The 13,523-nt window shown below is 63.6% G+C and carries 11 protein-coding genes and 1 pseudogene; 5 read left to right on the plus strand and 7 right to left on the minus strand.

Going from position 1 to position 13,523, the window contains the following annotated elements:
• Position 1 precedes the first annotated feature (1 nt).
• Both V6657_RS08120 and V6657_RS08125 read left to right on the plus strand, forming a co-directional pair.
• Positions 2-691, plus strand: coding sequence for a Pr6Pr family membrane protein (locus V6657_RS08120; protein WP_200900877.1), 690 nt, complete (start codon positions 2-4; stop codon positions 689-691).
• Positions 692-952: 261 nt separating this feature from the next.
• Entirely contained in the window at positions 953-1,147 is a 195-nt protein-coding gene (locus V6657_RS08125) for a hypothetical protein (RefSeq protein WP_048932455.1), read from the plus strand.
• 12 nt (positions 1,148-1,159) lie between these two features.
• Here the strand turns inward: V6657_RS08125 and V6657_RS08130 are convergent.
• From V6657_RS08130 to V6657_RS08140, 3 genes and pseudogenes are all read right to left on the minus strand, one after another.
• A pseudogene (locus V6657_RS08130) lies at positions 1,160-1,288 on the minus strand (LysR family transcriptional regulator); the annotation flags it as partial.
• Positions 1,289-1,439: 151 nt separating this feature from the next.
• Positions 1,440-3,062 carry an NAD(P)/FAD-dependent oxidoreductase gene (locus tag V6657_RS08135; RefSeq protein WP_048932454.1) on the minus strand — a complete coding sequence of 541 codons (1,623 nt, stop codon included), beginning with the start codon at positions 3,060-3,062 and terminating at the stop codon, positions 1,440-1,442.
• Between the two features lie 222 nt (positions 3,063-3,284).
• Complete coding sequence (locus V6657_RS08140; RefSeq protein WP_048932453.1) at positions 3,285-4,214, minus strand: LysR family transcriptional regulator; 930 nt, start codon at positions 4,212-4,214, stop codon at positions 3,285-3,287.
• 139 nt (positions 4,215-4,353) lie between these two features.
• Here V6657_RS08140 and V6657_RS08145 point away from each other — a divergent pair, with 139 nt between their 5' ends.
• The 3 genes from V6657_RS08145 to V6657_RS08155 all read left to right on the plus strand — a co-directional run bounded on the left by V6657_RS08145 (position 4,354) and on the right by V6657_RS08155 (position 8,872).
• Positions 4,354-5,118 (plus strand): SDR family oxidoreductase, encoded by a 765-nt coding sequence (locus V6657_RS08145; RefSeq protein WP_048932452.1) that lies wholly within the window; start codon positions 4,354-4,356, stop codon positions 5,116-5,118.
• 155 nt (positions 5,119-5,273) lie between these two features.
• On the plus strand, positions 5,274-7,706 hold the full coding sequence (locus V6657_RS08150) for a glucose/quinate/shikimate family membrane-bound PQQ-dependent dehydrogenase (RefSeq protein WP_048932451.1): 2,433 nt from the start codon (positions 5,274-5,276) through the stop codon (positions 7,704-7,706).
• Between the two features lie 98 nt (positions 7,707-7,804).
• A complete protein-coding gene (locus V6657_RS08155; protein WP_053166314.1) occupies positions 7,805-8,872 on the plus strand; it encodes a porin in 1,068 nt (355 codons plus the stop codon).
• A gap of 7 nt (positions 8,873-8,879) precedes the next feature.
• On the opposite strand, the gene V6657_RS08160 is transcribed toward V6657_RS08155, so the two are convergent.
• The 4 genes from V6657_RS08160 to V6657_RS08175 all read right to left on the minus strand — a co-directional run bounded on the left by V6657_RS08160 (position 8,880) and on the right by V6657_RS08175 (position 13,298).
• Positions 8,880-9,716 carry an ABC transporter permease gene (locus tag V6657_RS08160; RefSeq protein ID WP_048932450.1) on the minus strand — a complete coding sequence of 279 codons (837 nt, stop codon included), beginning with the start codon at positions 9,714-9,716 and terminating at the stop codon, positions 8,880-8,882.
• A gap of 16 nt (positions 9,717-9,732) precedes the next feature.
• Positions 9,733-11,001, minus strand: a complete 1,269-nt coding sequence (locus V6657_RS08165; RefSeq protein ID WP_048932852.1) for an ABC transporter permease — start codon at positions 10,999-11,001, stop codon at positions 9,733-9,735.
• A gap of 96 nt (positions 11,002-11,097) precedes the next feature.
• Entirely contained in the window at positions 11,098-12,138 is a 1,041-nt protein-coding gene (locus tag V6657_RS08170; RefSeq protein ID WP_048932449.1) for an ABC transporter substrate-binding protein, read from the minus strand.
• Between the two features lie 71 nt (positions 12,139-12,209).
• On the minus strand, positions 12,210-13,298 hold the full coding sequence (locus tag V6657_RS08175; protein ID WP_048932448.1) for an ABC transporter ATP-binding protein: 1,089 nt from the start codon (positions 13,296-13,298) through the stop codon (positions 12,210-12,212).
• Between the last annotated feature and the right edge of the window lie 225 nt (positions 13,299-13,523).

Raw genomic sequence — 13,523 nt, forward strand, 5'->3', positions numbered from 1 at the left:
CGTGGCTGAGTTGGCCAATGCATCACCGATGCGGCCGGCACGGGCATGGCATGCCGTGTTGGCCGCTGTCATTGTCGTTGCACTGATCGTGCAGCTCAGCGTGACCGTCAGCGGTGTGGGTAGCCAGGTCTCGCTTGCCACGCGGCTTGTCCGGTTGTTCAGCTACTTCACCATCCAAAGCAACATCCTGGTTGCGGTGGCTGCCATCTCTCTCGTGATGGACCCTGCGCGAGATGGCAAATGGTGGCGCGTACTCAGGCTGGATGGTTTGCTCGGCATCGCGACAACGGGGCTGGTGTTTCACATCGTGCTTGCGCCGACCTCGAAGGCAACCGGATTGGCGCTTTTGGCGTCAAACGGCTTTCACTACGTCTCGCCATGGATGGCGCTTGTCGGCTGGCTGCTGTTTGGCCCCCGGCCACGCATCGGGTGGTCGACCGTCGCGCTGTCGCTGATCTGGCCCGCGGCTTGGCTTGCATACACTTTCGTGCATGGCGCGTTGAGCGGGTGGTATCCCTATCCGTTCTTGAATGCCGGGGAGATCGGGTATCCCACCGCGCTGCGGAATACCGCGTTTGTTTTGGCGGGGGCGAGCGTTTTTGGCCTGCTGCTCAAGCTGCTGGATGGCTGGGTGCCTGCGTCGTTGTTGTCGATGCAGGGCCGGCAGGAGGCTGGCGGCAGCGTGGGGTGATTCTGGCTGTTGTTGCGATCAAGGCAATGAAAGACGCGCCGAGGTTACGCCCGGCGCGTTTTTTTTGGTATTTTCGCGTGAACAAACGCCATCAAGGACAGGGCGCTTGCATCGAACGTTGTTCGGTTTGGCCAATTGCTCTGACTGATCAGGTGCCGTTCTTATTTCGAAAAGATAACGCGGGGATTCGGAACCCAATGGCGAGATCAGTAATCTGTGCAAATAGCATGCAATGTTAGTGACCCAACAACGAGGCTGAGGATGCTGGATTGGATTGCAGGTTTCATTCTGGACGTCGTGGGTGGCCATTTTCTCTGGGGAACCGGTGCGGTCCTAGTCAGAGTGTTCACTCTGAACCGATGCGATCCAAAGCAGATGGGGCAGAACCCGGTTTTTATCCTCGGCCTGAGTTTCTGGGTGGTTGTGGTGCTCTTCGTTTGTAGACAGATCATCTGACCCACAATTTCCCTACTCGCCCGAACCACGCTCCACATACCCCTGCATCAACCCCTCCATCCAATTCATAAATACCTGCACTCGCACGGGCAGATCCCGCCAGTTCGGATACACCAAAGACACCGGCATCGGCGGTGGACGAGAAGCGGGCTCACCGCCGTCAGCGTGCCATCTGCAATGGCCGATGAGCGCCCCGCATATTGCCGAGCGCACGCGTGCATGACTTGCTGGCTTCAGGAGACCGCGCGTTCGCGTCGTGCGGCGGCTCACCAGCCGCCCTCACTCCCACACGTCAGGACGCGTGTGTTGATGTCAGATTGAGTGCTACCGCTTGCGCCACTTCGATGCCGTCGATGGCCGCCGAATAGATGCCACCGGCATACCCGGCACCTTCGCCAGCCGGATACAGACCTTCGACGTTCATGCTTTGGTAATTGTCTTTGCGGCGAATCCGCAGCGGTGAAGAAGTGCGCGTCTCCACGCCGGTGAGCACAGCATCGTGCAGCGCGAAGCCTGCGATCTTCTTATCGAGCTGGGGGAGTGCTTCACGGATGGCTTCGATCACGTAGTCCGGGAGCGCCGTGCTGAGATCGGTCGGGTGCACGCCCGGCTTGTACGACGGGATGACGGAGCCAAGCGACGTCGACGGCCGGCCGGCGATGAAATCACCGACCAGTTGACCGGGCGCCTGGTAGTTGCCGCCGCCGAGTTCGAATGCCCGCTCTTCCCATTTGCGCTGGAACGCGATGCCCGCCAGCGGCCCGCCGGGATAGTCTTCCGGCGTGATGCCGACGACGATGCCCGCATTCGCGTTGCGCTCGGCGCGGGAATACTGGCTCATGCCATTGGTGACCACGCGACCCGGCTCGGAGGTTGCCGCGACCACCGTGCCGCCTGGGCACATGCAAAAGCTGTAGACCGCCCGGCCATTGCTGCAGTGGTGGACCACCTTGTAGTCAGCCGCGCCGAGTTGCTTGTGGCCCGCAAACTTGCCGAAGCGGGCGCGATCGATCAGCCCCTGCGGATGTTCGATGCGAAAACCCAGCGAAAACGGCTTCGCTTCCATATACACACCGCGATCGTGCAGCATCTGGAAGGTGTCGCGGGCGCTGTGGCCAACGGCCAGCACGACGTGGTCGCACCGCAGCGTTTCACCGTTCGAGAGCTTGAGCGAGCGCACCTTGCCCTGATCGATTTCGATATCGTCAACCCGGGTTTCGAAGCGCACTTCGCCGCCCAGTTCGTGGATGGTCGCGCGCATTTTTTCCACCATGCTGACGAGGCGGAACGTGCCAATGTGCGGCCGGCTCAGATACAGGATGTCTTCCGGTGCGCCCGCCTTGACGAACTCTTCGAGCACCTTGCGGCCATAGTGGTGCGGATCCTTGATCTGGCTATACAGCTTGCCGTCGGAAAACGTCCCGGCCCCGCCTTCGCCAAACTGCACGTTGGATTCCGGGTTGAGTACGCTCTTGCGCCACAGGCCAAAGGTGTCCTTGGTGCGCTCGCGCACGGCCTTGCCGCGTTCGAGGATGATGGGACGGAACCCCATTTGCGCGAGGATCAGCCCCGCGAACAGGCCGCATGGCCCCATGCCGATCACCACCGGACGCGGGCGCGTCGTGTGCTCGGGTGCCTGCGCAACAAAGCGGTAGGTCATGTCCGGCGTCACCCCGCAATGCGGCTTGCCGGCAATCCGCTTGAGCACCGCCGCCTCGTCCTTGACTTCGACGTCGACGATATAGGTCAGCTTGATATCCGAGCGCTTGCGTGCATCGTGGGCACGGCGGAATACGGTGTAACGGACGAGCCCGTCTGCCGCAACGCCGAGATCCTTGAGGCGCGCGCGAACTGCGGCTTCAAGATCGTCGTCGGCATGGTCCAGAGGGAGTTTGACTTCGCTTAAACGTAACATGGGTGCTGAGTGCGGTTGCCACGGGAATCGCGGCGAAGCCGTATTTTATAGGTTCAGCGGCGTCTCAAATGGAAAGGAGGCGACCTGTTCGAGGCAAACAGGTCATTTGACAGGCGACTTAGAGCCGCTAACAAAACCGCCCTGGCGTCATTGCGCCTCCTTGCCGCACTTCAGTACTGTCTGCGTCGGCACGCCTTGCCAGGACAGTTTTGTTAGCGGCTCTTACAACGAACCCGAAGGCCGCGCCTCCAGATACGGACCCAACAACCCCTCCATCCAGTGCATGAACACCTGCACCCGCACGGGCAGATTCCGCCGGTTTGGATACACCAGCGACACCGGCATCGGCGGCGGGCGCAGGTCGGGCATCACCTCCACCAGCGTTCCATCTGCAATGGCGGATGATAGCCCCGCATATACCGGCGCCTGAATCATCCCCAGCCCTGCGCGGCACGCAGCGTCATAGCTTTCCGCCGAGCTGACCGTCACCGCGCCTTGCATCGGTCGAAACGCCGAACGGCCATCCACCGTGTATTCCCACCCCGGCGATTTCGTCCCCAGCGTCTGCACGTAATGGACGATGCGATGGTGGTCGAGGTCTTCCAGCGTCGTCGGCATGCCATAGCGTGCGATGTACGCGGGGCTGGCGCAGTTGACCTGATGCAGTTGGCCGAGCGGTCGGGCGATCAGGCTGCTGTCGGTCAGCGCGCCGATGCGCAGCACGCAATCGAAACCTTCTCGCACCGGGTCGACGCGGCGGTCGGTGCTGGAGAGTTCGATTTCCAGATCGGGATGCGCGTCCAGAAAGCCGGGCAGGGCGGGGATGACGATGCGGCGTGCAACGCCCACCGGCATGTCGACACGCAACCGGCCGCGCAGCGCCTGCGGGCTCTGGCGGAACATGGTCTGCAGTTCATCCATGTCGGCCAGCAGGTCCTGGCAGCGCTCGTAGAAGGTCTGGCCGTCCTGCGTGAGTTGCACCTTGCGGGTGGTCCGGTGCAGCAGGCGCGTGCCGAGCATCGTCTCCAGCTGCTGCACCGCCACCGAGGCGGCCGGCTTGGGGATGCTCAGCGCCTCCGCGGCGCGCGTAAAGCTGGCAAGTTCAGCCACGCGCACAAAGATCTGCATGGCTTCGAGTCGGTTGGTGGACATGGCGAGGGTGGGGCGATTGTTATCTGTGGGCAAACACAGAAATAGGATAGGCGAGATTTATTCTTGTTTTATCGCCTAATACCATGCTCTCACGGTGCGCAGTGTGACAACCCGCACCCTTAACCCAACGGAGAGCAAGATGACCCAGACCCATACCCCCATCGCCATCGTGACCGGCGGCAGCCGCGGCCTCGGCAAGAACATGGTGCAGAAGCTGGCCCAGCGCGGCACCGACGTGATTTTCACGTACCGCAGCAACCGCGCAGACGCCGATGCGCTGGTGGCCGAGCTGACCGCTCAGGGCCGCCGCGCCGCCGCGCTGCAACTCGACACCGGCAAGATCGCTACCTTCCCGGCGTTTGCGGATGCCGTGCGCGGTGTGCTGGCGCAATGGAAGGCCGAGCGTTTCGATTTCCTCGTCAACAACGCAGGCGTCGGCGTGCACGCCACCGTGGCCGAGACGACCGAAGCTCAGTTCGACGAACTGATGAACGTGCACTTCAAGGGCGTGTTCCTCCTCACGCAGATCCTGCTGCCGCTGATGGCCGACGGCGGGCGCATCGTCAATATCTCGTCGGGGCTGGCGCGCTTTGCGCTGCCGGGCTATGGCGCGTATGCGGCGATGAAGGGCGCGATCGAGGTGCTGACCAAGTATCTGGCGAAGGAGCTTGGCGCGCGCGGCATTGCGGTGAACGTGGTGGCGCCCGGTGCCATCGAGACGGACTTTGGTGGCGGTGCCGTGCGTGACAACGCGAATCTCAACGCCATGGTGGCCTCCAACACGGCCCTGGGCCGCGCTGGCGTGCCGGATGACATTGGTGGCGTGGTGGCGTCGCTGCTGTCGCCGGACAACCGGTGGATCAATGCGCAGCGGATTGAGGCTTCGGGCGGGATGTTCCTCTGAACCTCGCGGTTAGCGTCGCGCACTTCGCCCCCCGGGCGCAGCCAAATGCAAGAATCCGCAGCCTGACCATTGCCTTAGCAGAATCAAAGCTAAAATATGTGCGGGTGCAGCAAAACCGCACCCGCCCACTGGATTTGAGGATTGTTGAGGCGTTTATGTCGAAGGGTAACGGGCGCTCGCCGGGCGCATTGGATGTGTGGTGCTGGCTGCTGGGGCTCGTGCTGCTCCTGACGGGGCTGTTTTTTGCAGTCGGCGGCGCCAAGCTGGTTTCGTTGGGCGGGAGTGCATATTTCCTCGTCGCAGGCATCGTGACGGTGCTGGCGGCGATCCAGCTGTTCCGTCGCCGCGCCGCAGCGGTGCCGCTATACGGGCTGGTGCTGATTGGCACGCTGGCCTGGGCGTGGGTGGATGCGGGCTTCGACTTCTGGCCGCTGGTGTCGCGCCTCATGCTGCCGGCCGGGTTGACGGCGCTGCTGCTGGCCACGTGGCCTGCGTTGCGCAAGCGCGAGTCCAAAGCGCCCGCTGCGGGTGTGTCTTACGCACTGGCCGCAGCGATTGCCGTGGCGATGGGGGTAACGTTTGCGCAGATGTTTGTGCCGCATCCCACCGTCGCGTTCAGCGGCGCGCCGCAGCCGCTAGTGCCGCTGGACAAGAACAAGGCTCAGAAGGATTGGAGCCACTACGGCAACACGCCCGGCGGCAGCCGCTTCGTAGCGCTGGACCAGATCACGCGCGACAACGTTGGCCAGATGCAGGTGGCCTGGACGGCCCACACCGGCGACGTGCCGTTGAGCCCCACCGGCAGCGGTGCGGAAGACCAGGAAACGCCGCTGCAGATCGGTGACCGCGTTTTCCTTTGCACGCCGCACAACAACGTCATCGCGTTGGATGCTGACACCGGCGCGCAACTCTGGAAGCGCGAGATCAACGCGAAAGCACAGGTCTGGAACCGCTGCCGCGGTCTGGCTTATTTCGACGCCACGCAGCCGGTTGCGCAGCCCACCGCCGCAGGCGCCACCCCGGTGATCGCTCCGGCCATCGCGGCCGATGATCCGTGCCAGCGCCGCATTCTGATGAACACGATCGACGCGCGTCTCATCGCCATCAATGCAGACGACGGTGCCCTGTGCGAACGCTTCGGCAACCACGGTACGGTGGACCTTAAAGCCGGCATGGGTGACGCGAGCGATCCGAAATACCAGCTCACCTCCGCGCCGACCATGGCCGGCACCACCGTCGTCCTGGGCGGACGCGTGGCGGACAACGTGCAGACCGACATGCCGGGCGGTGTGATGCGCGGTTTTGACGTCATCACCGGACAGATGCGCTGGGCGTTCGACCCCGGCCATGATGACCCGAATGCGGCGCTCAAGCCAGGCGAAACCTGGAAGCGCAGCACGCCGAACTCCTGGGCGCCGATGTCGTACGACGCAGCGATGAACACGGTGTTCATCCCGATGGGCAGTTCGTCGGTGGACCTGTGGGGCGCGAACCGCACGCCGCTGGACCACAAGTACGCCACGTCGATCCTGGCGCTCGATGCCACCACGGGCAAGGAGAAGTGGGTCTACCAGACCGTGCATAACGACTTGTGGGACTTCGATATCCCGATGCAGCCGACGCTGATCGATTTTCCGCAGGCGGGCGGCACCACCAAGCCGGCAGTTGTGTTCGGCACCAAGTCGGGCCAGCTCTTCGTGCTGGATCGCCAGACCGGCCAGCCGCTCACCCAGGTGGAAGAGCGCCCCGTGAAGCTGGCCAAGATTCCGGGGGAGCAGTACAGCAGGACGCAGCCGTTCTCGGTCGGCATGCCGACCATTGGCGCCGGGCCGCTCAAGGAGTCGGACATGTGGGGCGCCACGCCGTTTGACCAGCTGATGTGCCGTATCAAGTTCAAGTCGATGCGCTATGACGGCCTGTTCACGGCGCCGGATACCGATGTGTCGCTGAGCTTTCCAGGCTCGCTGGGTGGCATGAACTGGGGCGGCGTGTCGACCGACCCGAACCACAACGTCATCTTCGTCAACGACATGCGCCTGGGGCTGTGGGTGCAGATGATTCCGCAAAAGACGGATGCCAACACGCCTGCCAGCAACGGCGGGGAAGCCGTCAACGCAGGCATGGGGGCGGTGCCGCTCAAGGGCACGCCTTACGCGGTCAATAAGGATCGCTTCATGTCGCCGCTGGGCGTGCCGTGCCAGAAGCCGCCGTTCGGCACGCTGTCGGCGGTCGACCTGACGACGCGCAAGATCCTGTGGCAGGTGCCGGTCGGTACGGTGCAGGACACGGGCCCGATGGGCATCAAGATGGGCATGAAGATGCCGGTGGGCATGCCGACGCTAGGCGGTACGCTGGCGACGCAGGGCGGGCTGGTGTTCATTGCCGGCACGCAGGATTACTACCTGCGCGCATTCGACAGCAGCACCGGCAAGGAGGTCTGGAAGGCCCGCCTGCCCGTGGGTAGCCAAGGCGGTCCGATGAGCTACGTGTCGCCCAAAACGGGCAAGCAGTACATCCTGATCTCGGCGGGTGGGGCGCGTCAGTCGCCCGATCGTGGGGATTACGTCATCGCCTACGCGCTGAAGTAAACCAAGCTGGGCTGGACACGGCCGCATGCGCCCAATGTTTGCGCATGCGGCCGATTTTTATTGGGGAGCCCAACTTGGGCAAAGAGGGAACACAACGCATGTCGATTTTTCCTTCACGCGGGCACGTGCGGCCGTATGGGCTGGTGTGCGTCGCGTTCGCGGCAGGGTTCGGCGTTCAGGCTGCCTGCGCGGAAGGCGCACAGGCCACACAGGGCACGGTCACGCTGTACGGCTCGCTCGATACGAGCATCGAAGTGACGAACGCGGGGAGTACGTGGACGCCGCGGATGGATTCGGGCGCCTATCGCGGCTCACGCTTCGGCTTGCGCGGCGCCGAGCCGATCGGCGCGGACACGCGCATTCTATTTACGCTTGAAAACGGTTTCGGCTCGGATGACGGTTCCTTTGCTGCGCCAGGCACGTTGTTCAACCGTCAGGCCTGGATCGGCGTGGGTGCGCCGTGGGGCGAGGTGCGTGTGGGGCGCCAGTATTCGCCCATCTACATCCCCTTCAAGGGGGCGCTGGATGCCTTTGGCGCGGGCACGATTGCCTCGGGCCTGAACAACTTCTCCAGGATCACGCCGTACACCAACAATGGCGTCACGTACTTGTCGCCCAACCTCGGCGGTTGGACGGCAACGCTGATGATGGCCGCGCGCGACAGTAGCAATGGTGGCAGCGGCACAGGCCTGGCCGGCAGTTACGAGACCATTGCCTACAGCAACGGACCGTTCCACGCGTCGTATGCGCACCAGCAGACCAACGGTAGCGGGGCGCTGCGGGCCAACCTCGGCGGCGTGTCGTACCGCATCGGCAAGACCACCGCGTACCTGGCGTTCTTCAACAGCGATGGCGGGTCGCCGCGCGCGCACAACGACGGGGTGTCGGTCTCGGCGCGCTATGCATTCAATGCGCGCTGGCGTGCCTCGGTGGGCTATGCCCGCGTGCGTGATCGTTCGGGCGGCAATGCGAATGCGGACCAGTTCAGCGCCGCGACCGAGTACGAAGTTTCGCGCAGGCTCATGCTGTATGCCAGCGCCGGTGCGTTGCGCAATCGCGGCAATGCCACCTTCACGCTGCGCGGCGTCAACGTGACGGGCTTGCCGACTGCCTACCCCGGCGCGCCCGTGCGTGGCGTGCAGATCGGGATGATCAACCGGTTTTGAGGTTGGCCTACGCAACGGCCTTGGCGGCCGCACGCCCACGCAGCCACTCGAACGTCAGCAGCAGGCAAGTCGAGAACACGATGAGGATCGTCGCCAGCGCGGCGATGGTCGGCGAGATGTTCTCGCGAATCCCGGTAAACATCTGACGCGGCAGTGTGACCTGGTCCGCGCCGGCCAGGAAGAGCGTCACCACCACCTCGTCAAACGACGTAGCAAAGGCAAACAGCGCCCCCGAAATCACGCCCGGCGCAATCACCGGCAGGGTGATGCGGAAGAACGTCATCACAGGATTGGCGCCCAGCGACAGACTCGCCCGCACGAGGTTGTGGTTGAAACCCTGCAGCGTCGCCAACACCGTCGTCACCACAAACGGCACGCCCAACGCCGCATGCGCGAGGATCAGTCCGATATACGTATTGGCGAGCCCCAGCGGCGCGAAGAACAGATACATGCCGACACCGACGACGACCACCGGCACGATCATCGGCGACACCAGCACGGCCATCAGCAAGCCCTTGCCGCGAAAGTCCGCCTTGTTCAGGCCGATGGCCGCCAGCGTGCCCAGCACCGTTGCCACGATCGTGGCCGCAGGCGCGACGATGAAGCTGTTCTTGGCCGCCATGCGCCATTCATCCGACGTGACGAGGTTCTGATACCAGCGCAGCGAATAGCTCGGAATCGGGTACGAGAGGAACGTGCTCGACGAGAACGACAGCGGCACGATCACCAGCACCGGCAGCACGAGGTAGAGCAGCGTGAGCACGGCCAGGCCGCGCAGGGTGAAGTACCACACGCGCTCGACGAGCGAGGTGTGCGGGGCGAACATCGGTTTGGCGAGTTTCATAGTCGATGGGCTCCGTTCAACCGACGCGAACCTTGGGTCGGGTAAAGCGCCCATACACCGCGTAGAGCACCAGCGTGGCGAGCAACAGCAGGGCGCCCAGCGCGCAGGCCATGCCCCAGTTGATGGTGACGTTGGTAAAGTAGGCCACGTAGTAGCTGACCATCTGGTCGTTCGGGCCGCCCAGCAGCGCGGGGGTGATGTAGTAGCCGAGTGCGAGGATGAACACCAGCAGCGCACCGGCGCCGATGCCCGGATACGTCTGCGGCACGTACACGCGCCAGAATGCGGCAAACGGATGGCTGCCCAGCGACACGGCTGCGCGTTGGTACGTCGGCGGGATCGACTTCATCACGCTGTACAGCGGCAGGATCATGAACGGCAGCAGGATGTGCGTCATCGAGATGTACACGCCCACGCGGTTGAACAGCAGCGCCAGCGGCTCCTTGATGATGCCGAGGTCCATCAGGCCGTGGTTGATGAGGCCCTCGGTCTGCAACAGCACGATCCACGCCGCCACACGTACCAGGATGGACGTCCAGAACGGGATCAGCACCAGCACCATCACCAGGTTGGCGCGGCGCTCCGGCAGCGAGGCAATCCAGTACGACAGCGGGTAGCCGAGCAGCAGCGCGAACAGCGTCACCATCGCGCTGATGACGAAGGTGCGGATGAACACCGTCACGTAGATCTGCTCGTCGGGATCGGTGGCTTCGATATGGCCGAAGGCATCTTGCCGGTGATCGAGGGCGGCCAGCAGGTAGAACGGCGACGTGCGGCTGCCGTTCTTGGCGATGGCCTGCCAGTAGGTGGTGTCGCCCCAGCGGTCGTCGAGTTCGAGGAGCTTGGCGCGGGTCTGTTCGGGCGTGAGTGTGAGTGCTTTGCCTTGGTCATCAGCCAGCGGCATGGCGCGCGCAGTCTTGGCGACCAGCGAGCGGAAACCGGGGATTTCGGTGTTCAGGCGGCGGGCCAGGGCGCCCATCGCTTCGCCTTCGCTCACTGTGGTGAGGTCAGCGGCCAATGCAACGTAGGCGGCATCGGCGGGTGGGGCTTTGCGGTCCCAGTTCTTGAGCGCGGTTACCGTCTTGGGCAGCGCGTCGGCCACCTCGGGGTTCTGCACGGCGCGCGTGAGCAGGGCGCCGATCGGCACCACAAAGATCAGCAGCAGAAAGATGGCGAGCGGCGCCACCAGCGCCAGCGCCATGGCACGCCTGCGCGCCTCAGCGCTCTTCAATTCGCGTTTGAGTTTGGCCGTCGATTCCGGAACCGATTCAGCCGCGATCGTCATGGTGTTCAAGCTGCCCTCGCCAAATGCTGCGGAGATTCATCCGGCGGATGCCATGTCGACTCGACACAGCATCCGCGCGGTCACTGCACTACATCGTTACTTCGACGCCCACGAGGCGAAGCGCTGTTCCAGCTCGTCGCCGTGGTCGGTCCAGAACTGCAGGTTTTGCAGCACGGCGTTCTTGGCGTTCTCGGGCGAGTTGGGCATGTTGGCCTGCGTCTTGGCATCCAGTGCCTTGATGGCCGCCACGTTGGCCGGGCCGTACGCGATGTGCTTGGCGTACTCCTGCTGCGGCTTCTGCGACAGTGTGTAGGCGATGTACTGCTCGGACAGCGCCTTGTTGGGTGCACCCTTGGGGATGGCCCAGTAGTCCAGATCGTAGATGCTGCCGTTCCAGACCACCTTCAGGTTCTTGCCTTCACGCTGTGCGGCATCGATGCGGCCGTTGAATGCGGTGGACATCACCACGTCACCGGCCACCAGGAACTGCGGCGGCTGCGCGCCGGCTTCCCACCACTGGATGTACGGCTTCAACTGGTCGAGCTTCTTGAACGCGCGGTTCTGGCCGTCCTTGGTGGCGAGCACCTTGTAGACGTCCTTGACCGGCACGCCATCGGCCATCAGCGCGAACTCCAGGTTGTAGCGCGCACCCTTGCGCATGCCGCGCTTGCCCGGGAAAGTCTTCACGTCCCAGAAGTCGGCCCAGCCGGTGGGCGCGGTCTTGAGCTTGTCGGCGTTGTAGGCCAACGCGGTCGACCACACGAAGAAGCCGACGCCGCAGGTCTGCGGGGACTCCGGAATCAGGTCTGGCTTCTTGGCAATCTTGCTCCAGTCGAGCTTCTCGAACAGGCCCTCGTCGCAGCCGCGGCCGATGTCGCCGGATTCGACTTCCACCACGTCCCAGTTGACGTGCTTGGCTTCCACCATGGCCTTGATCTTGGCCTGCTCGCCGTTGTATTCGACCACGGTGACCTTGTTGCCGGTCTGCGTCTCGAACGGCTTGTTGAAGGCGGCCTTCTGCGCGTCGCCGTTGGCGCCGCCAAAGTTGACGACGGTGATCTCTGCAGCGTGTGCACCGAATGCAATGGCGAACGCGCCGGCAAGTACGGACAGACGCGTCTTGGCGATGTGTTTCATTCCTGGCTCCTCTTTTTGGCGTGTGGGTACAACGTGTGGTCGTGGCATGCGGGCAGGGTTGCTCGCGTGCGTCATGCAAAAACGCGCAGGTGTTCGGGTGCGAATTCAAGCTGGATCGGCGCGCCGGGGGCAAAGCCTTCTAGCGCACGCGTGCCCAGGGGCACCTTGACGAAACATTCGGGTTGATCGGGCAGGGCGCAGCGCATGCGCACGTGGTCACCAAAGTAGACGAGGCCGCGTGTCTGGCCGGTGATGGCGTTGCCGGCGGCGGAAGCCCCTTCCGCCAGGCGCATGCGCTCGGGGCGGATGCAGCCGGTGGCCGTGGCGCCAACGCTGGCGCCGGCAATGTTGCGGCCCAGGATGCGCGCGCCGTCGTTGAGCTGCAGCTCGCAGTAGTCCCCGTCGATGCGGGTGACGGTGCCGCGCAGCGTGTTGCTGTCGCCGATGAAGTTGGCGACGAACTCGTTGCAGGGGCGTTCGTACAGGCTGTCCACCGTGTCGAGCTGCTGCACGATGCCCTTGTCGAACACCGCCACGCGGTCGGACATGGTGAGCGCTTCGCCCTGGTCGTGCGTCACGTAGACGAACGTCACGCCCAGCTTTTCGTGCAGCGACTTCAGCTCGTACTGCATGTGTTCGCGCAGTTGCTTGTCGAGCGCGCCCAGCGGTTCATCCATCAGCACCAGCTTGGGCTCGAACACCAGCGCGCGGGCAAGGGCAATGCGCTGCTGCTGGCCGCCGGAGAGCTGCGCGGGGTAACGCTTGGCAAAGCCTTCCATGCGCACCATCTGCAGGGCCTTGTGCACGCGGTCTGCGCGCTCGCTGGCGGGAATCTTCCGAACGGTCAGCGGGTATTCCACGTTCTGCGCCACCGTCAGGTGCGGGAACAGCGCGTAGTTCTGGAACACCATGCCGATGTTGCGCTTGTGCGGCGGCACGTTGTTGAGCAGCGCGCCTTCCAGGCGGATCTCGCCGCCGGTCGGGAATTCAAACCCGGCCAGCATCATCAGGCAGGTGGTCTTGCCCGAGCCGGAGGGGCCGAGCAGGGTGAGGAACTCGCCCTGGTAGATGTCGAGATCCAAGTGTTTGACTACGAGGGTCTCGCCGTCATACGTCTTGCGTACACCGCGAAAGCTGACGATCACGTCGTCGGTTTTCATTTGCTGCCTCCTGCCGTTCCTAAGCCCATCGGGGCCGGTCAACATGTCGTGTTGTGACGATTTGTGGATGGACTATAGCGGCTCATTGTTTTGCAAAGTGGACCCAATCCTGGTTATTTGATGGAGCCATTTCAGGCGGTGCCACAGGCACGGCCAATGGGCGTAGGGGCCCACGGCACCACAATAGGGAAAACCCCGGATGCCTTGCCCGAGCAAGCTCGGCGG

The organism is Ralstonia sp. RRA, assembly GCF_037023145.1.
Classification (GTDB): domain Bacteria; phylum Pseudomonadota; class Gammaproteobacteria; order Burkholderiales; family Burkholderiaceae; genus Ralstonia.

What these genes read in the sequence shown, in the direction of transcription:
- V6657_RS08125 (WP_048932455.1), top strand. Translation starts at nt 953, where the DNA reads ATGCTGGATTGGATTGCAGGTTTCATTCTGGACGTCGTGGGTGGCCAT.
- V6657_RS08135 (WP_048932454.1), bottom strand. Translation starts at nt 3,062, where the DNA reads ATGTTACGTTTAAGCGAAGTCAAACTCCCTCTGGACCATGCCGACGAC.
- V6657_RS08140 (WP_048932453.1), bottom strand. Translation starts at nt 4,214, where the DNA reads ATGTCCACCAACCGACTCGAAGCCATGCAGATCTTTGTGCGCGTGGCT.
- V6657_RS08145 (WP_048932452.1), top strand. Translation starts at nt 4,354, where the DNA reads ATGACCCAGACCCATACCCCCATCGCCATCGTGACCGGCGGCAGCCGC.
- V6657_RS08150 (WP_048932451.1), top strand. Translation starts at nt 5,274, where the DNA reads ATGTCGAAGGGTAACGGGCGCTCGCCGGGCGCATTGGATGTGTGGTGC.
- V6657_RS08155 (WP_053166314.1), top strand. Translation starts at nt 7,805, where the DNA reads ATGTCGATTTTTCCTTCACGCGGGCACGTGCGGCCGTATGGGCTGGTG.
- V6657_RS08160 (WP_048932450.1), bottom strand. Translation starts at nt 9,716, where the DNA reads ATGAAACTCGCCAAACCGATGTTCGCCCCGCACACCTCGCTCGTCGAG.
- V6657_RS08165 (WP_048932852.1), bottom strand. Translation starts at nt 11,001, where the DNA reads ATGACGATCGCGGCTGAATCGGTTCCGGAATCGACGGCCAAACTCAAA.
- V6657_RS08170 (WP_048932449.1), bottom strand. Translation starts at nt 12,138, where the DNA reads ATGAAACACATCGCCAAGACGCGTCTGTCCGTACTTGCCGGCGCGTTC.
- V6657_RS08175 (WP_048932448.1), bottom strand. Translation starts at nt 13,298, where the DNA reads ATGAAAACCGACGACGTGATCGTCAGCTTTCGCGGTGTACGCAAGACG.